Source organism: Flavobacterium silvaticum (genome assembly GCF_012911565.1).
GTDB lineage: Bacteria > Bacteroidota > Bacteroidia > Flavobacteriales > Flavobacteriaceae > Flavobacterium > Flavobacterium silvaticum.
The window spans coordinates 70,361-91,318 of sequence record NZ_JAAMPU010000108.1 but is presented as its reverse complement, the minus strand read 5'-3'; the positions used below and the strand labels follow the sequence as shown (position 1 = coordinate 91,318).

Genomic DNA, 20,958 nt, shown 5'->3' with positions numbered 1-20,958 from the left:
AACAAATTTACTTAGTTTTGCCGGACTTTTTAGTTAAAAAAATCGAAACAATTTTTGTGCCAATTAAGTTATGAGCAAGCAGTTGACAACGCGTCAGGAAGACTATTCCAAATGGTATAACGAGTTAGTCGTAAAAGCCGATCTGGCCGAAAATTCCGGAGTTCGCGGTTGTATGGTCATAAAGCCCTATGGATATGCCATTTGGGAGAAAATGCAGGCCGAATTGGACCGCATGTTCAAAGAGACCGGACATTCTAACGCATATTTCCCGCTTTTCGTACCTAAGAGTATGTTTGAAGCAGAAGAAAAGAACGCCGAAGGATTTGCGAAAGAATGCGCCGTCGTTACACACTATCGCCTCAAAAATGATCCGGATCGTCCGGGGAAACTTATGGTTGATCCGAATGCGAAGCTGGAAGAAGAGCTTATAGTTCGTCCAACATCTGAAGCGATAATCTGGTCAACCTACAAAAACTGGGTACAATCATATCGTGATTTGCCATTGCTGATAAACCAATGGGCTAATGTAGTTCGTTGGGAAATGCGGACGCGTCTGTTTCTTCGTACTGCCGAATTTTTGTGGCAGGAAGGACATACGGCTCATGCGACAAGATCTGAAGCAATCGCCGAAAGCGAAAAAATGATGGAAGTTTACGCCGAATTCGCCGAAAATTTCATGGCAATGCCGGTCATCAAAGGAGTAAAGACAGAAAGCGAGCGTTTTGCCGGAGCTGTCGAAACCTATTGTATCGAAGCATTGATGCAGGACGGAAAAGCGTTGCAGGCTGGAACATCGCATTTTCTCGGGCAGAATTTCGCCGAGGCTTTCGATGTGAAATTTACATCTGCCGAAGGAAAGCAGGATTATGTCTGGGGAACGTCATGGGGCGTTTCGACACGTTTGATGGGAGCTTTAGTCATGACGCATTCCGATGACAAAGGATTGGTGCTTCCGCCGAATCTTGCGCCAATACAGGTTGTCATCGTCCCTATTCACAGAACCGAGGAGCAATTGGAGCAGATTGGGTCCGAAGTAAAAAACCTGATGGCTGAATTACGTAAACTAGGCGTATCTGTCAAATATGACGATCGGACTACACAATCGCCGGGTTTCAAATTCAACGAATATGAGCTTAAAGGTGTGCCATTACGTGTCGCTATCGGTCCGAAAGATTTAGAAAACGGAACCTTTGAAGTTGCAAGACGAGATACATTTACAAAAGAGTCTGTTTCTAAAGAAGGAATTGCCGCTTATTTGAAAGGATTGCTTGACGAAATTCAGAAAAATCTGTTTACCAAAGCATTTGATTATCGCGAATCTCACATCACCGAAGTAAATAACTTTGATGAATTTAAAGATTTGCTTGAAACCAAAGGTGGATTTATATCTGCTCATTGGGATGGAACTCCGGAAACAGAAGAAGTCATTAAAGAATTGACTAAAGCCACGATACGCTGCATTCCGCTTGATGCGAAGGAGGAATCCGGCGCTTGTGTGTACTCTGGAAAACCGTCAAATAAGCGTGTGCTTTTCGCAAAGGCCTATTAAATTTTTAAAAAAGTTTGACTGACTATTGCGCGAATAAAAAATAGTTGTATTTTTGCATCCGCAATAGAGTAAGGCCCGTTCGTCTATCGGTTAGGACGCCAGGTTTTCATCCTGGTAAGGGGGGTTCGATTCCCCCACGGGCTACAAAGTTCTTAGATGGACACAAGGAAAGGATGAAGGTCCGTTCGTCTAGGGGTTAGGACGCCAGGTTTTCATCCTGGTAACAGGGGTTCGATTCCCCTACGGACTACAAAATAATAACACTAGTTAAGAAAAGAAAATGGCAAATCATAAGTCAGCTTTAAAGAGAATCAGAAGCAACGAAAAGAAAAGGGTGTTGAACCGTTACCAGCATAAGACTACCCGTAACGCGATCAAGGCACTTCGTTTGGCTACAGAAAAAAACGATGCGGCTGGTAAACTGTCTGCTGTAATTTCAATGATCGATAAATTGGCTAAGAAAAATATCATCCACGATAATAAAGCAGCCAACCTGAAATCAAAACTAACGCGTCACGTTGCTAAACTGGCTTAATTAGTTTTACATACTGAATAAAAAAGCTCCGTCACTAACGGAGCTTTTTTTATTTATGATTTCCGGCAAATCAACTCAAATGAGCGAGTTCAGACAGCATCTCCTTAGAAATAGGTTTTGACCTGAAGCCAATGACCATCGGGTAAGATTTAGACTTCTCTATATCAGCTGGGTCAATAGTGGACGATAAAACAATCACCTTGCATTCCGGAAAGTGTACATATTTTTCACGGGTAAACAAATCGAGGAATTCCCATCCGCTCATAACCGGCATATTCAGGTCTAGAAAAATCAGGTGTGGGTAATCTTCGTTCTGTTCAAGGAGTTTATCTAAATAATGTAAAGCTTCTTCTCCGTTGTGAGCCGTATCTACATGGCTTGAAAAACCAGATTTTGAAACGACCATTTTGTATAGCATCAACGTGATGGGATCGTCATCGACGCAAAGTATTTTATTCAGCATAAGCGCGCATTAGTTGGCACCACTAAGTTACGTTTGTTTTTTAAATGTAATAGTAAATGTGGTTCCTTTATCAACAGCACTTTCAACAGCAATTTGTCCGCCCATACTTTCAACCTGGGATTTTACCAGATATAGTCCCAATCCTTTGCTGTCAGGATAATTGTGAAAACGCTGATACAGCCCGAAAATCTTGTCGCGGTTGCGTTCCAAATCGATACCTATTCCATTGTCCCTAAATACCAGTTGAATGGAGTCGTTGACAATTTTGGACGATATGAAGATGCGTAATTTACGGTCAGATGATCTGTATTTTATGGCATTCGTGAGCAAATTCAATAATATGCTTTCCAAATATGCCTTATTGATGTTGAGGATCGAAACACGTTCGAGTTGCAATTTGATGACCGGCTTATACATGCTGATCATGAAATTAAGCTGACTGAATACATTTTCAAAAACATCTTTGATAAGTACTTCTTCTTTATGAATCGACGGATTGTCTTTGATGATCACGACTTTTACTAAATCGTTGATCGTCTCATTGAGCAAATGTGTCGACTTATGGAAGCCGTTCAGGATATCGCGGAGTTCAGGGTTATCAACGGGAATGTCTTCTATGAGATTAATCAATCCCGTCAGATTCGATAATGGTGCCCGGAGGTTGTGCGAAGTGATGTAGGAAAACTGCTTTAAATCTTTATTGTTTTGTGTAAGTTCCCGAATCAGTTGTTCCTTCTCACGTTCCTGGCGCTTTTCGTCTGTAATGTCTCTTAAAATTGAAATCCAATGCGAATGATGGCCTTCTTTATTTGTAATGGGAACCATTGAAATATTCATCCAGTAATCTTCCCCATTCTTTTTCAGGTTCAGCGTTTCAAACCGGAATTCCTGACGGTTCTTGAGCATCTGCATCAATTTCCGGAAATGGCTGTGAATGGATTTCCTATTGAGGAAGACCGTTGGTGATTTTCCCATGACTTCCTGGGCGGAATAGCCCGTCATTGCCGTGAAAGCAGGGTTAACAAATAATATTTTTGGAATGGAATCACTATTTCTGCCGGCTTCTGTAATGATAACCGCATCCTTCATTTGCGTGATTACGGTCTCAAGGAGTTTCAAGCGTTGTTCTTCGGCCTTTTGGCGTGTAATGTCCTGCATGGCACCAATCATCCGTATCGCTTTTCCATTGGCATCTTTTACCAAAAAGGCCCTGTCGTATACGTATTTATAACTTCCGTCAGCAGTTGCAAATCGGTATTCATCCTGCCATTTTTCGGTTTTTTGTTCGAGGAACGAATATAATTTGACCGACATCCGGATACTGTCTTCCGGGTGAATCCGGTCAAACCACCATGATGATGTGTCGCCAACCTCATTTCGCTTGTAACCAAAAACGCCGCGTATTCCTTTATTCCACTCGAATTTATCATCCTTGATATTCCAGTCCCAAATAGTGTCGCTTGTTGCTTTTGCTACAATATCGTATCGTTCTTTGGCGCGATCTGTTTCAATATGGGCAAGCCTGCTGTCGAACAAAACGCCTAAAAGGTTGGCCGCTCGTTCAATAAGCGTTATTTCCTGGCTTTGCGGAATCCTGGTATTTTTAAACAGGGCATTTATGCTTCCGATTATTTTACCGGAAGATTTGCGTACAGGGAATGACCAGAGTGACTGTGTATTGTTTTTGCGGGCGAATTCCGAGAAATCTTTCCATCGCGCATCTGATTCAAAATCCTGTATGATGACTTTTTTGCCGCTTGATAATACGTTGCTCAACGGATGGGGATTTTCCGATGCTTTTTTCCCGAGGATGCTTTTGCTGAATTGTTCAACATGGTCATTGCCGGACATAAAACCAACCGTTCCGTTTTCTTCCAATGTCAGGATTCCACAGTAGGCATGCGTAATTAATTTACAAAGCGAGCGGATCATTTTTTCTATGGCTCCCTCAAAACCAATTTTCGGGTTGGCATTCGCCTGATAGATGTCCTTCTCAAAATTAAGGATGGTTTCCTGGAACTTGCGGGCACTGATATCCTGCATGGCACCCACTTTCCGAACGGCACGTGTGTTATTGCGTAAGATTTCGAACCTATCGAGAATATTGGCGTAGGTACCGTCTTTTTTGAGGAAACGGTATTCGAGTTCGTAATGATTCTTTTTTTGGCTATGGGTGGCCTTGTCCATAAATCGGATTACGCGTTCCTGGTCGTCAGGATGCAGACCCGATTCAAAAAAGCTGTAATCGGCTGAGTTATTCCGCAGCTTATGGCCAATCAACGAATGATAGCCGGAACCTGCAAAACTGATACGGTTCGAGGCATAATCGTAATCATAGATAGCATCGCTTGTCGCATTGGATAAAGCGGTAAAGCGTTCGCTCATTTGGGCTATGTGTTCTTCGTTTTGGACACGAGCCGTGATATCGCGTGAATTTAAAACAAAACCATTGACGGAACTGTCATCGAGAGCATTTGTGGCAATGGTTTCGATCCAGATATAATTGCCATCTGCACGTTTAATACGATATGGTTTTGAATACAAACTGGATTGTTGCGGTAACAATTTGAAAAAAGTTGCCACTTCTTCCTGATCGTCAGGGTGAATGAGTGTTTCGAGTGAATGTCGTTTCAAATCTTCATCAGTCCAGCCCATGATAGCAAGATGATTCGGGCTGGTGTAAGATAGTTTGCCATCCGGATTCAACACGCCAATGAGGTCGCCACCTGCATGTACCAATGTCTTGAAGCGGCCTTCGCTGGCAAGTATAGCTTTTTCAATGCGCCGCTTTTCAGTTATGTCTATGACAATTACAGCGCGTGCATTCTTTCCGTTGAATTCAACCGGATTTCCCTGGACTTCAACATCTATGATTTTTCCGCTTTTGGTTTTATGGCGGACGTTGGCAATCCCGACAGGTTTTTCGATATTATCCTTGAGTGCCTGCATGAAATGTGGTATTTCATCGGGAGTCCTGATATCGAGCAGCGTCAGTTCCATAAATTCTTCCCTGCTGTATCCATAGGTTTCTATGGCGGCATTGTTTACTTCAAGGAAGCTAAGGGTTTCTACTTCATAAATGAATTTCGGCATCGGGCTTGTCTGGAACAGGTTCCGGAAATCCTCAGCCTCATTTGGCCTGTGCAGTTTGTATTTTTCAATACTGAAGGCAATGCTTTTTTGCAATAAACCCGGAGTCAGGTCTTCAATAAAAATATAATCGGAAAAACCACGTTCGACAGCTAGTGCCGCCAGCTTTTTATCTTCAAAACTTAAAATTGCGATTAGTGGTGCGACGGACGAAAGATTAGTCATTTCTTCAATGATACCACTGTCCTTACCGTCAAGATTTACCAGAATTACGTGTGCCGGGTTCCCTGAGTCGACAAAATCTTTTGCCTGGGAAACCGAAGTGGCCCGATGATAACCGGATTCGTCAAAATAATCGGACATATTTTGTCCTTTGAGTGCATCGCTTGCCGGATTTCCCTCTATAATCAACACATGTAATCCGGTAGTTGTATACTCCATTTATATTTGGTTAAGCATTGGAGTTATGAATTTGGATAGCCGAATTAGGGATTTCGGGATTGGTCCTATATAAAAATGAATTTTTCCGAAGGAGTCCATACCAGTAATGGCACAGGCTTTCGCAACTATCAGTTCCCGATTGCCTTCGGTTGGCAACGCAGCAATAGTCATCATTTGTTTGGCTTAGGATTAACACAAATATATAAGAAAGTATTAGAAAAAGAGTGCTCAATCCAATGTTCTTTATAAAACAGCGCGTAACTTGTTAATTCTTAAGAATTCGCCTCATTGTTAAGCCAATATTATTTGAAAGTTGCAATAGCCAAATTCCATCGAGAATTTCAAAAAATAAAACGTACCTTTGCCGCTTCAAAAATTGAACATGGAAGCTATACGCAATATTGCCATCATTGCCCACGTTGACCACGGAAAAACCACCCTTGTCGACAAAATCATGTACCACTGCCAGTTATTCCGCGATAACGAGAATACTGGAGATTTGATCCTGGACAACAACGATTTGGAACGCGAACGCGGAATTACCATTACCTCCAAAAACGTTTCGGTTACTTACAAAGGAACAAAAATCAACATTATCGACACTCCTGGCCACGCCGACTTTGGTGGGGAAGTAGAGCGTGTATTGAACATGGCCGACGGTGTTTGCCTTTTGGTCGATGCGTTCGAAGGCCCAATGCCACAGACACGTTTCGTGCTGCAAAAAGCCCTTGACCTCGGATTGAAGCCTTGCGTCGTAATCAATAAGGTAGACAAGGAAAACTGTACACCGGAAGAAGTACATGAAAAAGTGTTCGACCTCATGTTTGAATTGGGCGCGACAGAAGAACAGTTGGATTTTCCTACCGTTTACGGTTCAGCCAAAAATAACTGGATGAGCGAAGATTGGAAAAACCAGACTACCAATATCGAACCTTTGTTGGATATGGTAATCAATAACGTTCCTGCGCCAAAAGTTTCAGAAGGAACGCCACAAATGCTCATCACGTCCCTTGACTTTTCATCTTTTACAGGTCGTATCGCAATCGGTCGTCTGGAAAGAGGTGTGCTGAAAGAGAATATGCCTATTTCTTTGGTAAAAAGAGACGGAAAAATAATCAAGACCCGAATCAAGGAACTTCACACGTTTGAAGGTCTCGGCCGTAAAAAAGTAACTGAAGTAATTGCCGGTGACATTTGTGCCATTGTCGGTATCGAAGGTTTTGAGATTGGCGATACCGTTGCTGATTTCGAAAATCCGGAAGCATTGCAGACTATCGCAATCGACGAACCTACCATGAGTATGTTGTTCACTATCAACGATTCACCTTTCTTTGGTAAAGAAGGGAAATTCGTTACATCGCGCCATATTCGTGACCGTTTGACCAAAGAGCTTGAGAAAAACCTGGCCATGAAGGTTGGCGAAACGGATTCAGCCGATAAATTCATGGTTTTCGGACGCGGTGTATTGCACTTGTCGGTCCTTATCGAGACCATGCGTCGCGAAGGATACGAATTGCAGATTGGCCAGCCACAGGTCATCATCAAGGAAATCGATGGCGTTAAATGTGAGCCAATCGAAGAGCTTACCATCGACTTACCTGAAAATCTTTCTGGCCGTGCCGTTGAATTCGTAACGATCCGTAAAGGAGAAATGCTTTCCATGGAAGGTAAAGGCGACCGTATGATCGTGAAATTCAACATTCCGTCACGCGGAATCATCGGACTCAGGAACCAATTGCTTACGGCTACGGCAGGTGAAGCAATCATGGCTCACCGCTTCATTGGTTACGAACCGTACAAAGGAGAAATTCCGGGACGTAACAACGGCTCATTGATATCCATGGAAAACGGAAAAGCGATTCCATATTCCATCGATAAGCTTCAGGATCGCGGTAAATTCTTTGTCGATCCAAACGAAGATATCTACGAAGGCCAGGTTATTGGTGAAAATACGCGTAGCGACGATATGACTGTGAACGTGACCAAAACCAAAAAGTTGTCAAACGTACGTTCTTCCGGAGCAGATGATAAAGCCAGGATCATTCCGGCCATCAAATTCTCCCTCGAAGAAGCATTGGAATATATCCAGAAAGACGAATATGTAGAAGTTACGCCAAAGTCGCTTCGTCTGCGTAAGATCTATCTGAGTGAAACCGACAGGAAGCGTTTCAAAATCGCTTAATCGCTTACAATCAATTAAATGAACCATCGCCCCAAAAGCGGTGGTTTTTTTTTATGGATTTTTTTTCAGAAGTTATTTCGTCGTCGCACTTCCCATTTCTTTCCCGAGTTTTTCATAAGCCACGTCATTCGGTTCCCAAAGCTCGATTTTGTTTCCTTCGATATCCATGATATGGACGAACTTTCCGTAATCGGCGACTTCGATTTTGTCGGTGATCGTCACACCTTCTTTTTTAAGTTCATCAACAAGGGCTTCCAGATCCGCCACCCGGTAATTGACCATGAAATCTTTTGTCGACGGTTCGAAATACTTGGTCTTTTCACCAAACGGGCTCCATTGGGTAAATCCTTTTTTGAGTGAATCGGCACCTTGTCTCCATTCGAATACGGCTCCATAATCATTGGTTTTCAAACCTAAGTGTGTCTGATACCATTCACGCATTTTCTTCGGGTCTTTACATTTAAAGAAGATGCCGCCAATTCCGGTCGCTCTTTTTAATGCCGTCTCGTTTTCGGATTTTTCGGTCAGTACAGATTTGACGGCAAAGCCAAAACAGAATGATGTTGCTACAGCTAAAATTGAGAGTGTCGTTTTTTTCATTTGTTGTTTTGCTAATTGTATTAGGATGACTGCACTGTTTTTTGAGCAGTTTGTGATCATGATATATTAAGGAAGTATTGTTGCCTTCGCAGTTTGTTTAATCGACAGAAACATGATTTCTTATAAATCAGTTTATAAATACCGATAGTAAAGCCACAAGTACAATCAGCATTATCATTTCTTTTAAACGTATGAAAAATATTTCCCGGATTCCTTTTGTACATATGGCCACAAGGTTTCCTGTAAAAAATAATAAAACGAGTAAATAAGATACTGGTGAAGCTTGGGGGAATATAGAATTACCTGAAAACCCTGTTTGTTGCATATTCCAAACAAGAAGAAATATCCTGGCCGTAGTAAAAACAGAATAGGTTAAAAAGCCAGCCAGTAGCACCCAACCCATCTTTTTTCGTCTGAAAAATAATATCGTAGCCAATGGAACGACCAGCAGCGGCATGAAAAAAAGAATCATTTCCATGTCTAACTTGGTTTGATCCTCACTGATTACGAAACGCAACATTCCAAATTTTTTGAAGACTTCAATCAGGAACAGGACACCAAAAACAACGCTTATGAAATTGATGATTTTCTGCAATCCTAAATTTTCGGTTGGATTCATAGTAATCGGAGAAAAAACAGTATCGGCAATATGTTCCATTTTATTGCCGATATCCTTTCTCTTTTGAATTTGCTTTTCTTTTTCTTGTTTCAGATTAGCTAATTCTTCTTGGGCAATCTGAATATCAACTTCACTGAGTTGACGTGATTCCCAGATGGTTTTGGCCGTTTCGACAGCCAAGGGTTGGTATCGATCCGGACTATCTATTATTTGCAGTAATTCCAGATTACTGTATGTGGTGAATAATTCTGTGAAATTCGTCATATTGGTTGATGTAGACCCACAATATACGACTATCTCACCAACGAAAAATGTCCGGTCGCCGTCCGACCATTCTCAAGCACAATACGATACCAGTAATCATCTGCCGGAAGCGGATGCCCGTTGAGGCTGCCGTCCCAACCTGCACTAAAGCCGGCCAATTGCTTTATCAGTTTTCCGAATCTGTCGAAAATATAAATATCCGCGTTGGCATTATACAAATTACTGGTTCCTTTGAGCATCCACGTATCGTTATATCCGTCGGAGTTAGGACTGAAAAAAGGCGACACGCCAAGCACATTGATCTGTTGTGTCGCAAGGGCACATCCGTTCAGATCTTTTACATAAACCGTATGGATTCCGGGAATCACATGAGAAAACTGGTTGCTGGCCTGAAAGAAATTCGGTTCGTCGATGCTGTATTCATAATCACCGAGGCTTGCCGGATCTAGTACGATCGCAACCGTATTGTTCTGGGATAAATCTGTAATCGCAACATCCTGTATTAGGGCCTGGCTTGAAGCCGTTACGGTAAATTCACGGGTCTTGGTACATCCATTATTTCCGGTCACGGCGACCTGATACAGACCGGCTTCTGAAACGGTTATCTGTGGGCCATTCAGTCCCGGTAAGACTTGTCCGTCAAGTGTCCATTGATACGTATAGGACAAAGGTGAAGACCCGTCGAGAATAGTGGCTTCAAGAGTTACGGTCACGTCAGGTTCATTTCTACAGACGATGTGCGGCCCCAGATCTGGCGTTCCATCTATTGGTGGTAGTTGCAAAACCTGTATCGGGAAAGAGTAGAAATCGCTACAGATATTGGTGTTTTCGCGTCGCACATAAATGGTTTGCAGCACATACGGATTCGTATTCGTAAAGGTAGCAGGTGAAGCAATCGGGTTCAGTTCAAGAAGCGCATCGGAAAGACTCGTGAAATAGGTGAGTTCCGATAAATCCCCGCCAAAACCTGCCGAAGTCAGGTCGAAGGTTTCAAAACCATCCTCCTCAAGCTGATTCTCACAAACCGGGGCAAAAGTCAACGGTTGTACCGGCGTGCTGATTACAGTTAATTGTAAATTGCTGAAACTGCGGCATCCGGAATTGGTATAAGTGACTTCTGCAATGAGTTGCTGCGGATTCAGAGTATTATTGAAGATGTTGTTCAGCGGAGAAGTTCCGGCCATAGCTTGTGGCAAATCAAGAAAATAACGAACGGAATACGGTTCGGATGGCGACCCAAAGTATGCATCGGCTTGTTGCAGATTGAATGTCGTCAACCCGTTGGGAACCAAATCAGGTTCGCACTGTATAAGTTCTGCCGAGATTATTGAAGGAGGCGTTTGTACCTGAAGCGTAACGGCTGATGAAATTTTCCCACACGCATTTCCGGATCTTGACAAATTAGCACGAAATTGGTCGCCGTTCATGGAAAATACAGGCCATAGCACTGTAAATTGGGAAGAATCGGAACCCGAATAAAGCACCGGATCTGTTGCAGCCGTAAAGTTAATCCCGTCATGACTGACTTCCCATTGTATGGTGACCCCAGCATTCACCGTAATCCCGAATTGGGCCGCCTCGCCTTCACAAACAGGATTTACGGGTTGAGGCTGCTGTGAAATGTCAATTGGGGAAATAATGTTAATATCGGGATTTGGGGTGGTGTATCCTGTTGCAGCTGTTACGACACCTTTGGGGTTGACCGTTACAGGGGAAACATCTTCGAGGAAACCATCGGCATTGGCATCTGAAAAACCGGCTTCTATCACATCGTTGCAACCATCTCCGTCGTTGTCACTTGAAATAAAATCAGGAATCCCATCAGAATCTGTATCTGTTATCGACTGAACCGGAGTTCCGCTGTCCGCAAATGTTTCTATTGAATCAAGCAATCCGTTTGTCCCAAAGTTACTTCCGTCGGCAATGCCATCTGCATTCGCATCAGGTATTGGCAATCCGGATTCGGTCAAATCATAGACGCCGTTGTTATCGCTGTCAAGATCGAGATAATCGGGAATGCCATCGGTATCCGTATCTACAGCCGATGTAATGGAATTGAAGGCATCATCGTGTCCGTCGGCATTCGAATCTGTCCCGGAAACAGACAGGGCATTCCCGCCCTGAATTTCATACAGGTCCATGATTCCGTCGTTATCGCTGTCGAGGTCTTCGGCATCAGGAATTCCGTCTGCGTCCGAATCTTTGGGAAGACACGTGGCTACCAATTTCAATGTGCTCGAATTCGCAGCTGTTCCGGACAAATTGATATGCGTCACTTTAAGCTGCGAAGCCGAATGCGACCGGATCTTAAACGTACCTGCACCCGCTGCTATCGGGACGCCGGAATTCAATCGGAACCGGATTTCAAAAGACGAATGACGCAACACACCGTTTTCAAAAACGCCATCGCAATTAGTGTCTATTAATAACTGATGATCTGGGTCGTCGATAGAAATAGTTTGTCCGGCGGGAACGGAAATCCGGTATTCGGTTGCATCATTAAAACTTTCTGCAGCCATATCTTCCATTGGATATTGTAGCATAATTGGCATTGGCGAAGCAAAATTGAATTGGATTATCGAAGAATTTCCTTCGCCGGCCGTTGTACGGGTCGTGAAATTTCCGTTTGCATACCCGCTGTATGGATTTGTAGCTGCAGTTCCGGTTCCTGAGGGAAATGAAAGTGTAAATGTATTTAAATAGTTTCCGGCTGCGATGGTTCCGCCAGAAGCTGTAGCCAAATTTACATTGGCATCGCCAAATGATTCCGTACAATTCAAAAGCCCGTCGTTATCCAGATCCAGATCGAGGTTGTCGTTGACGCCATCGGCATCTGAATCAGGCGCACAGGTACTCACGGGCAGTTTTTCAGATTCGAGTTCCGTATTACAAGCGCTGATTGCCGCACGCACATAATAATATCCGGGGCTGGTAGGAACATAAGTAGATTGAGTGGCGCCGGTTATAGCAAGCTCGTTGAAGAACCATTGATAGGTGTCAAATCCGGTGACTTCGTTTACGCCAAGTTGTAGATTAGGGAGGCAATTTTCGGAACTTGTATCGAGTGATTCCTGTGAAATTTCAGGCCGGAACGTAAAGCCTGAATAATAGCCTCCGAATGTTGCCGCGTCGCTCGAACCATAACTTGCCAAATATAGTTGCGTGGTTGATGTTACCGCTACATTCCCGCTTAAGCCGCTGATGACGTAGGTTTCGAATCCTGCATTTCCTTCCACACTCAATGGTCCGGAAACGGTTGCGCCAATTCCTATCAATCCTCCGAGCGTGTAGTCGGTGCCATCGTTGTTGAAAGTAAGTGTCGAGCCGGCTTCGGTCACCAAAGTGATGCGTCCGGTGAATTGTCTGTTGCCTACAAGGTCGATCAGTGGGATATTGTCGATAATCCTTGGCGTTTCACAACTTAAAGGCGGGACAAAGAAAAGTTCCTGGTTTGCCTGATCCGGCCTGCCATCGTCACCTATGCTTTGATAGGCAAAAACGTTTTTTGAGGAATGGACAAACAGGTTTCCATTCGGGCCGAACTGAAGTCCGTCGATAGTGATATAATCGCCTGCATTCATCGTGTAAGATGGAGTCGCGTTTCCGGAAAGGAAAATTTCGGTGTTGTTTTCGTTGGCGACGAGCAGGATTTTCTCTACGGGGTCGCTCCCGGTACTTTTGATAAAGATGTAATCCTTACCGGTCCTTTCACTTGAAACAATCTGGTCGAACCCTAAATCCAGGTTGAACAGTTCGCCGTTGGTTCCGCCAAAAGAACCACAGTTTACCGCTATCGGTTTGTCAGATTGGATGTGCATGCCAATCAGGGCATCACGATTTACATTCAAAGGTCCTTCACAAGCGGCAACATAACTTTCTCCACTGTTGAGAGTTATCGAAAAAGTGTTTGAGCCAGTACTACTGTTTACCAAACTTGCACCGGGCTTAATATCTGAAAAAGTGACAACTGTATTGTTCTCGGTAGCCAGTACAGAAGCGAATGTATAATGAACATCGGAATAGTCATCCATAAGTGTATTGACCATTGCACCTACGCGAAAATCGGTTCCGAGTGCGGCCAATCCTTTTGATACGAGTTCACCGGCCTGGTTTCCGTTTCCAGCTATCAGGCGGATGGATGCATACACCAAATCGTCCGCCTCAATGATAATTCCTTTATTGGATAATATCTGATCTGCGCCAAATGAAGGCACAAGTATCTGGGAATTGTTTTCTATCACAAAACCCATCGAAAGGACATAAGGCGTATCGCGTGAAACCGTTCCTTCTATGATTTCACCGCCCAGATAAATGACGCGGAAATTTACGGTAGCTACACTTGGAGTCGAAACATATAGAAACTGTTCTTCAGAAAGCACATTATCTGACCCCGACAAAGGCGGAATGTAATGCGTCTTGCTAAATTGGGCCTGGCCTGAAAGCCAGAGACACAGGCATATGAACAGTAAAATTCGTTTCATGATTTAAAAGTAGGAAATCAACGCTATCGTTTTAGTGAAAAGTGCGCTTTTAACGCAGGTTTCCCAATCCGGTCAAGTACAAACCAGTAATCTGTGGAAGGTAAAGGCTTGCCAAGATAGGTTCCGTCCCAGTATGATGTGCCTGAAATTTGCTTCACCATTTTACCATAACGGTCAAAAATAGTTACGGTGCTTCCGGCTTCAAGGTTTTTGATTTTCCACACATCGTTGTATCCGTCAGCATTCGGGGTAAAAAAACGAGGATAATCCAGAATGGTTACGGCATACGGTCCAAAAAGATTTCCGCATTCATTTTCCCTGATGTAAACGGTATATTCTCCGGCAGCCAAACCTGTAAATGTTGGATTTTGCTGGAAAGTCGTTCCGTCGATAGAAAACGAATAATCGCCTGTCCCATCAAAAATAATTGTCAGTTGATTGTCAAAGCCAGAAAATTCGACGACATCAGAAGTCACGTAAACCGGATTTTGAGGTTGGTTCACCACAAAATTTTTGGTGTAAGTACAACCGAGAGTCGTAACCTGAACATTGTAATTTCCAGATGTCGAAACCACGAGTTGATTGCCTGTGGAAGTATCAGGCCACAAATAAGAGTCAAAAGTCCCGTCAACGGAAAGTGTCGCAGGTTGATTGTTGCAGATGGATAAGGTATCTGTTTCCAGAATATCCGGGTCGATGGAACGGACTTCCAGTTCAATCGGGATGATTCCGCCACAATCCACGCCATTGGTGATTTTAGCAAAAATCTGCTGCTGATCCGGGACTGAATTGGTAAAAGAATCGGCAAGTGGGTTTAGGTTCGAATCGGCATCAGCAACTGAAGAATAATAGGTGACTGTCGCCGAAGAGGGAAACGTCAGCAAAGGCGTAATTTCTGAAGAAAGGATGAAATTTGAAATCCCGTCCTGGAAATCAGTGTCACATTTGGAATAAGAAACCGGCGTTGTTGGAACAGAGGCGAGAGATAATGCCAATTCGGAAACACCTACGCAGCCGTTATCGTCGGTAGCTCGCACATAAACCGTGGTTGGAGCGCTGCTAAAGGCCGTAGGATTCTGGATTTCTTCATTGACACCGCTTACCGCATCGGCATAAGTGGTAAAGAATACCATATTTACGACATTTGTCGGGACGGAAAGAATTTGCCCTGCAGCCGATGTCAGGTCAAAAACTCCGATTCCGTCAAAATCTGCATCACATTGCACCAGCGAAGCATTGTTGATCGCAGGCCCGGAACCATATTCGACTTCAATTTCACCCGTTTCATTACAACTTGTATTGAGCCCGATTTCAACAGAATAATTTCCGGCGGATGTTACGGTATAAGTAGCCGATGTCTCAAACGGAAGCGCTACGTCATTTTTAAACCATTGATAGGAAGTAGCTCCTGTTTCAGTCGCGTCGAGCAAAAGTGTGGCGTTCGGACACAATGGATTTCCGGTTGCGATTAACCGGTCGGGGCCAAGGTCTTTGGTCACTTTGAAGCTTCCGCCGCCTAGGAACAAAGCGGAATCATACAGGTTATTTCCCTGATCGGCAATCACGATTTTGATATGATAGAGCTCATTTGGGACGACGGATGCGCCAGCCGTCATGATTTTCGTTTGTCCGTTATAATTGGTCTGATGGTTTGAACCATTGAAGGCATCGAACCATTGCGGATTTGCCTCAGGACAAATTGTTCCCGGCCCACGAACCGTATTTACAAGTACCGGAGTCGTTGTATTTGGGACAAGTGCGAGGTTTTGATACGGGTCGGACGTGTTCGCTTTTTTGAGCAGGAAGGCAAATCCATCTGTATAATTACATTGATTTGGAGATGGGTTCGTCAGGTATTGTTCCGATGAAAAGATATAATCAAAACTGAACTTATTCGCCAGCGGCAAAAAGTCGAATTCAAGAACCGTGGCATTTATGGTATTGCTGACACCAAGCGCATTTTCCAGATCGTTATCTCCGATCCAGTTGGTCGGGCCGTCACTCAAAAGGCTGTCATTCGGGCCTGGAGCTGCGGCCGCACGTCCGGTAGTAAGGACAACGCCGTTGGCAAAAGGAAATCCGCTGCCGTTATCCTGGAAAGCGCCAAAGCTGCTTCCGGAGGTAAATGTCCAGCCGCCTCCAACCACGTTAGAGGCAGATGCACATGGATTGTCAATGAGAATGTCGTTTACAAGTTCCGGAACCGTATAGTTCTCCTGGACGGAAATGTATTGGGCACTGAGGCTGATTGAGCTCAGTATCAGTATGAAAACAATGGAAATTCTCTGCAGGCGCATGGCCGGCAAAGATACTTACAAATCACGTTTCTGAAGTAGTCGGTATGAACTTAACACAAAAATAACTATCCAGCATAAAACAATGAACATGCTAAGGAAACTGACACCCGGATCTGCAAATTTCGGAACTCCCATAGCCTGACCTGCAGAGCGAACGATACCTATTTTAGTGAAGGGTTCATCTATGAGATTAGACATGGATTCCAACGGAAAGAATCGGGAAAATGCGTCTATCTTATCGCCGCTGTGGAAAATGAACCATAGGGCCAGGGTCATCAGCTTTTCGATTATCCACCAAACGAAAATGGCACCCAAAGCAAAAGCCGATCTTTTGACAAGGATTCCGGCGAATAGGCATATCGAATAGAATCCGGCGAGTTTTAGAAAATAAGCGGGAAGATATTCCATTCGCGAAAAGACAATCGAGGTTTCGGTAAATGAAGAAAACGAATATCCCAAAACAAGGGTTATCACAAAAACGAAAAGTGTAGAAGTACCTGAAAGCAATAATACCGTAAAGCCTTTTGAAGCGATGAATTCTTTTTTGGTCAGGCCGTCAATAAGGTTTTGTTTTAAAGTTCCATAAGAATATTCGTTTGCAATCATGGATATTATGACAATGGCCAGGAAAAGCTTGAACCACGAGGCGAGATAGGCAGTAATATGCCAGATTATCGGGAAATTGAGAATCCCCAGGTCTTTTACACCGAGTTTGATGTTCCCAAAGTCAATATTGATGGCACCAAGCAATGCCATAAAGAAGAGCAGGGAAAAATAAATGATGATGAGTACACGACTGGCGCGACTTTGCCACAATTTTTGGAGTTCTATAGATATCAGTCGTTTCATTTCTTTGATTTTTCGGTAAGGTTCAGGAATTGTTCTTCAAGGCTGGTTTTGCGTTTTACCAGATGGCTCACGGTGATGCCTTTTTCAAAAAGATAGCGGTTGATGTCAGATGCTCCGACAGCTTGGGTAAGAACTGCCGTAATCTTTCCGTCTTCTTCTGTGATATTCCCAATTCCGGGATGATCAGAAAGCGCACTTTTGAGTGCTTTGCGATCGGCTGAATCTATTTCCAGAAACCCTTCTCCAGATGACATGGCGTCGACCCTGCCCGAATACAGTATAATTCCCTTTTGCAAAACAACCACGTGTGAACAGACTTTTTCTACTTCATCGAGTAAATGCGAAGCGAGTAAAATTGTAGTTCCTTTTGCGGCTATAACTTTTATGATATCGCGAATCTGGTGAATTCCCTGGGGATCGAGACCGTTGGTAGGTTCGTCAAGAATCAGTATTTCAGGATCGTTAAGAAGGGCAGAGGCAATCGCCAGACGCTGTTTCATTCCAAGGGAAAATGTCCGGAAGTGGCTGTCTTTTCTTTCAAGCAACCCAACAAGAGCGAGTTTTTCATCGACCTTTTCAAACCCTATTCCCTTGATCTTGCATACCAGTTGCAGATTCTGGACGGCGGTCATGTACGGATAGAAATTTGGCCTTTCAATGATGGCGCCTACTTTTTTGAGCGCTTCGGAAGTAGTGAGTTTTCCCGAAAACCATTCAAAATCGCCCGATGTTTTATTGACTACATTGAGCACAATGCCAAGAGTTGTTGATTTTCCAGAGCCATTTGGCCCCAGGATTCCGTAAACATTTCCTTTTTGTATGTCGAAAGACACGTTGTTCACGGCATGCACATATTTGTATTTTTTGTGCAGGTTTTTAATGGAGAGTATTGTTTCCAAAGAATGTCTGGTTTTGGTTCCGGCTGTGTGACGAAGCCCATGGTTTTTTGTTACTCGATGAAGGTACTAAAAAAAAGCGCCTCACATTCAGCAAGGCGCTTCCCCGAATTAATAACCAAAAATCAATAACCTAGTTTTTAAGGATAAAATACCAATCCCAATCGGCCGGGTTACCGAAACCGACACTTGGTGTGTACAGAAAGAATTTTACGGTTGCCGTTGGATTGGCGTTGAGATAATCCCGAACGATTCGCAATCCCTGTACATGACTCCAGATAGCGTCGGAGTTGAAAGGTTCGTTGTTTGAATTGAATACGTTTTCAAACCCGGAAGCCGGAGTAATATAATCTTCGGTCAGTACATATTCGAATTCACTTGCATCTGTGAAATTTTGAGGGAATATCAATGAACCGGTTCCGTTCCAGATAATTTCACCATGGAATAATAAAGCTTCTTTTTCGTCATAAGACAATTTGAGATACCCGAAATCCCCCGGTGATACATATTCATTTGAAACGGTAAAAGTGGTTTGTGGCCCTTCAAAACTGAGTTCCTCGCCAGCTTCGAAGTTGTTTGTAAGATAATCGACACGGAGTAAAAGAACTTTGTCGGTTGTGTCGGTAAGGGGTTGGTTGTCGTCGTTGTCAGTGCAGGCTGATAAGAACACGACTGGAAATAAAAGGAATAGCAATCTCATTTTCATAACGGGAAATTTATTGGTTCTGGTAACGAGATAAGATTTGTTGGAAATGGTTGCGCGAAGAGGCGAGAGGCGAGAAGCAAGACCGCTGCGCTGCAAGAAGCAAGAGGCAAGACACCAAGAGTTTTTTTTGCTCCGGTTTCTTGCCTCTTGCTTCTTGCTTCTTGCTTCTCGCCTCTGTTACGACTTCTGCTCCTTGTTAAAATACACCAAATAATAATACATCTGCTTTTCCTCGTCCCAGCCTTTTTCGACGAATTTCTCGGCGCTTTCCGGATTAATGAAATCGAGTTTTATCTGGATGTTTGTGTCGAGGTTGATGACGTTCTTGATTCCTTTTCTGGCATCTGTTACGGCTGCGTTTGCGATTGGAAAGTTCGTGACGTCTTCTATAGAATATTTGGCGCCTTTGTCAACCTTGTAATTCTTGAATTCAGGTATAAGTTCCGGATTGTCGAGGACTTCATTGAGGAAATTGGTCTCTTCGAATTCATCGTTCTTTGCGAAATAGTTGACCGAACGGTTCATGAACATAACTTCCTCTTTCTTGTCTTCGGCTGGAAAAACCACATCTTTGGCAAAGCCCTGGCAGAATTTGAGATATTTTTTGGTCATGAAGTTTTCGTCTTCAAAAGCATCGACAGACAGGAAATGTTCGAGCCAGTAACGCGCATCGTATCGATTACTGTCGACAGATAAAATCTTATAACCTTCTTCTTTTTTATAATTGAAGATAAGACAGCCTTTGTCGAGACGGTTCAGGCTGATGCCGTGCTGCAATAACATTTCGAGCGTCGTGCCTTTTTCCTCGAACTGCAAAAAGTCGCTCTGGACTTCGCTTTTGAAGATTCCGATGGCATCGACCGGATTATTGTCAATGGTCAGGTGTGTGAGATAAGTCACATAAACTTCCCCGTTTTTGATGTGCGGATGGTTCGATTGGTCGTACAGCAACTGGGTGATTTTCTTTGATACTTCGGGAGCTGAATCCGGATTCGTGAAAATCTCGGTCGCGAGCTTGTACATATCGTTGTATTCCAAATCGACTTCGTGGGCGAACCGATAATAGTTCTCTTCTTTCTCACGGAACGGCTTAAAGAAAAATTCCTTGATAAGCGGCATGAGTTCGTCGCTTACAGTTGTTGGTTTTTCAGAAAGGAATACACCTTCGTTACGGCTTTTGTTGCCCACGCGGTGAAGGGAAAGGGATTCGATTTGGGTGTTGTAGAGGTTGATCATGTTGAATTAACAATGAATAATTAACAATGAATAATTTGTAGGACAGGTAAAAACGTCGAAACTTATTGAGGCAAAAGGCTATCTGAGGAAGAATTAATTAATGTCAAATCATTAATAATTACTTGTTTAGCTGTTAATTGAATCAGTTCCAATTCTCCTCAAACCCATAGTCCTCAAAATTCCCGTGGTCGCCGAATTCATCCAGGTCGTCTTCATCAAGTTCGTCTTCATCAAAATCCATATCGTTATCGGCTTCGAATTCTTTATCTGGTGCCGATGCAGGCATTTCCCCATGAGAAAAAAGCAGTTCCGGATAGGTGGCTCCGGGTTGTTCTTCTTCTATCGAAGCAAGCTCGACAAGGAACGTCCACATATTGAGGAAATCATAAACGTAAATGATTTTGGTAGATGCTTCGTCCAGGGTTGCGACAAGTTGATAATCTGCCATAACCATTTGCTCGCCGGCAACGTCGCCTGTATCGAACAACGGAATTTCATCTTCCTGGTTCCAGTTCTCGTCACAGGTGTAAAAGGAAGCCATTTCTGATCCGTCAAAACCAAAGGCATTGACCAATACGTTATGAAGGTCTTCAAGTGTGTCTTCGTCTCTTATGGCGATATCGCGGAAAATGTCTTCTTCTGCATCCAATATCGCCCTGAATTTGTAAACCATTTGCTGATAAATTAGGAAGGCAAAGGTAAAGTTATTTCATAAAGCCGCACTAAAAAGTAATCAACAAAAAATAAAGA

Annotated in this window: 14 protein-coding genes and 2 tRNA genes; 5 read left to right on the top strand and 11 right to left on the bottom strand. The window is 43.5% G+C overall.

Annotated features, from left to right (window positions below; translation table 11 throughout):
* Window positions 1-70: 70 nt before the first annotated feature.
* The 4 genes from proS (at window position 71) to rpsT (ending at window position 2,084) form a co-directional block, all read left to right on the top strand.
* The gene (gene proS, locus G6047_RS14550) at window positions 71-1,549 is read left to right on the top strand and encodes a proline--tRNA ligase (RefSeq protein WP_169528359.1); all 1,479 of its coding nucleotides are present in this window, start codon (window positions 71-73) and stop codon (window positions 1,547-1,549) included.
* 72 nt (window positions 1,550-1,621) lie between these two features.
* A tRNA-Glu gene (locus G6047_RS14545) sits at window positions 1,622-1,693 on the top strand.
* 34 nt (window positions 1,694-1,727) lie between these two features.
* Window positions 1,728-1,799, top strand: a tRNA-Glu gene (locus G6047_RS14540).
* A 30-nt stretch (window positions 1,800-1,829) separates the two neighbouring features.
* On the top strand, window positions 1,830-2,084 hold the full coding sequence (rpsT, locus tag G6047_RS14535; protein ID WP_169528358.1) for a 30S ribosomal protein S20: 255 nt from the start codon (window positions 1,830-1,832) through the stop codon (window positions 2,082-2,084).
* Window positions 2,085-2,154: 70 nt separating this feature from the next.
* Here the strand turns inward: rpsT and G6047_RS14530 are convergent, their stop codons facing one another.
* Both G6047_RS14530 and G6047_RS14525 read right to left on the bottom strand, forming a co-directional pair.
* Complete coding sequence (locus G6047_RS14530) at window positions 2,155-2,547, bottom strand: response regulator (protein ID WP_169528357.1); 393 nt, start codon at window positions 2,545-2,547, stop codon at window positions 2,155-2,157.
* A gap of 27 nt (window positions 2,548-2,574) precedes the next feature.
* The gene (locus G6047_RS14525; RefSeq protein ID WP_169528356.1) at window positions 2,575-6,078 is read right to left on the bottom strand and encodes a PAS domain S-box protein; all 3,504 of its coding nucleotides are present in this window, start codon (window positions 6,076-6,078) and stop codon (window positions 2,575-2,577) included.
* A gap of 382 nt (window positions 6,079-6,460) precedes the next feature.
* Here G6047_RS14525 and typA point away from each other — a divergent pair, with 382 nt between their 5' ends.
* Window positions 6,461-8,260 carry a translational GTPase TypA gene (typA, locus tag G6047_RS14520; protein WP_169528355.1) on the top strand — a complete coding sequence of 600 codons (1,800 nt, stop codon included), beginning with the start codon at window positions 6,461-6,463 and terminating at the stop codon, window positions 8,258-8,260.
* Window positions 8,261-8,332: 72 nt separating this feature from the next.
* Here the strand turns inward: typA and G6047_RS14515 are convergent, their stop codons facing one another.
* The 9 genes from G6047_RS14515 to G6047_RS14475 form a co-directional block, all read right to left on the bottom strand.
* Complete coding sequence (locus tag G6047_RS14515) at window positions 8,333-8,860, bottom strand: VOC family protein (protein ID WP_317168291.1); 528 nt, start codon at window positions 8,858-8,860, stop codon at window positions 8,333-8,335.
* A gap of 127 nt (window positions 8,861-8,987) precedes the next feature.
* Complete coding sequence (locus G6047_RS14510) at window positions 8,988-9,743, bottom strand: hypothetical protein (protein WP_169528354.1); 756 nt, start codon at window positions 9,741-9,743, stop codon at window positions 8,988-8,990.
* Between the two features lie 29 nt (window positions 9,744-9,772).
* Complete coding sequence (locus G6047_RS14505; RefSeq protein WP_169528353.1) at window positions 9,773-14,224, bottom strand: T9SS type B sorting domain-containing protein; 4,452 nt, start codon at window positions 14,222-14,224, stop codon at window positions 9,773-9,775.
* A gap of 23 nt (window positions 14,225-14,247) precedes the next feature.
* A complete protein-coding gene (locus G6047_RS14500; protein ID WP_169528352.1) occupies window positions 14,248-16,521 on the bottom strand; it encodes a T9SS type B sorting domain-containing protein in 2,274 nt (757 codons plus the stop codon).
* 15 nt (window positions 16,522-16,536) lie between these two features.
* On the bottom strand, window positions 16,537-17,370 hold the full coding sequence (locus G6047_RS14495) for an ABC transporter permease (RefSeq protein ID WP_169528351.1): 834 nt from the start codon (window positions 17,368-17,370) through the stop codon (window positions 16,537-16,539).
* Window positions 17,367-18,269: an ABC transporter ATP-binding protein gene (locus tag G6047_RS14490; protein ID WP_169528350.1), complete on the bottom strand. Its 903-nt coding sequence runs from the start codon at window positions 18,267-18,269 to the stop codon at window positions 17,367-17,369. The genes G6047_RS14495 and G6047_RS14490 overlap by 4 nt, the downstream gene beginning before the upstream one ends.
* Before the next feature lie 130 nt (window positions 18,270-18,399).
* Complete coding sequence (locus tag G6047_RS14485) at window positions 18,400-18,972, bottom strand: hypothetical protein (protein ID WP_169528349.1); 573 nt, start codon at window positions 18,970-18,972, stop codon at window positions 18,400-18,402.
* A 177-nt stretch (window positions 18,973-19,149) separates the two neighbouring features.
* Window positions 19,150-20,208, bottom strand: a complete 1,059-nt coding sequence (locus G6047_RS14480; protein WP_169528348.1) for a nucleoid-associated protein — start codon at window positions 20,206-20,208, stop codon at window positions 19,150-19,152.
* A 142-nt stretch (window positions 20,209-20,350) separates the two neighbouring features.
* Entirely contained in the window at window positions 20,351-20,881 is a 531-nt protein-coding gene (locus tag G6047_RS14475; protein ID WP_169528347.1) for an IS1096 element passenger TnpR family protein, read from the bottom strand.
* Window positions 20,882-20,958: the final 77 nt, after the last annotated feature.

Excerpts from the sequence above, each read along its gene's own strand:
- G6047_RS14475 (WP_169528347.1), bottom strand. The coding sequence starts at position 20,881 with ATGGTTTACAAATTCAGGGCGATATTGGATGCAGAAGAAGACATTTTC.
- G6047_RS14505 (WP_169528353.1), bottom strand. The coding sequence starts at position 14,224 with ATGAAACGAATTTTACTGTTCATATGCCTGTGTCTCTGGCTTTCAGGC.
- G6047_RS14480 (WP_169528348.1), bottom strand. The coding sequence starts at position 20,208 with ATGATCAACCTCTACAACACCCAAATCGAATCCCTTTCCCTTCACCGC.
- G6047_RS14510 (WP_169528354.1), bottom strand. The coding sequence starts at position 9,743 with ATGACGAATTTCACAGAATTATTCACCACATACAGTAATCTGGAATTA.
- G6047_RS14500 (WP_169528352.1), bottom strand. The coding sequence starts at position 16,521 with ATGCGCCTGCAGAGAATTTCCATTGTTTTCATACTGATACTGAGCTCA.
- G6047_RS14530 (WP_169528357.1), bottom strand. The coding sequence starts at position 2,547 with ATGCTGAATAAAATACTTTGCGTCGATGACGATCCCATCACGTTGATG.
- G6047_RS14485 (WP_169528349.1), bottom strand. The coding sequence starts at position 18,972 with ATGAAAATGAGATTGCTATTCCTTTTATTTCCAGTCGTGTTCTTATCA.
- G6047_RS14515 (WP_317168291.1), bottom strand. The coding sequence starts at position 8,860 with ATGAAAAAAACGACACTCTCAATTTTAGCTGTAGCAACATCATTCTGT.
- typA (WP_169528355.1), top strand. The coding sequence starts at position 6,461 with ATGGAAGCTATACGCAATATTGCCATCATTGCCCACGTTGACCACGGA.
- G6047_RS14495 (WP_169528351.1), bottom strand. The coding sequence starts at position 17,370 with ATGAAACGACTGATATCTATAGAACTCCAAAAATTGTGGCAAAGTCGC.
- G6047_RS14525 (WP_169528356.1), bottom strand. The coding sequence starts at position 6,078 with ATGGAGTATACAACTACCGGATTACATGTGTTGATTATAGAGGGAAAT.
- rpsT (WP_169528358.1), top strand. The coding sequence starts at position 1,830 with ATGGCAAATCATAAGTCAGCTTTAAAGAGAATCAGAAGCAACGAAAAG.
- proS (WP_169528359.1), top strand. The coding sequence starts at position 71 with ATGAGCAAGCAGTTGACAACGCGTCAGGAAGACTATTCCAAATGGTAT.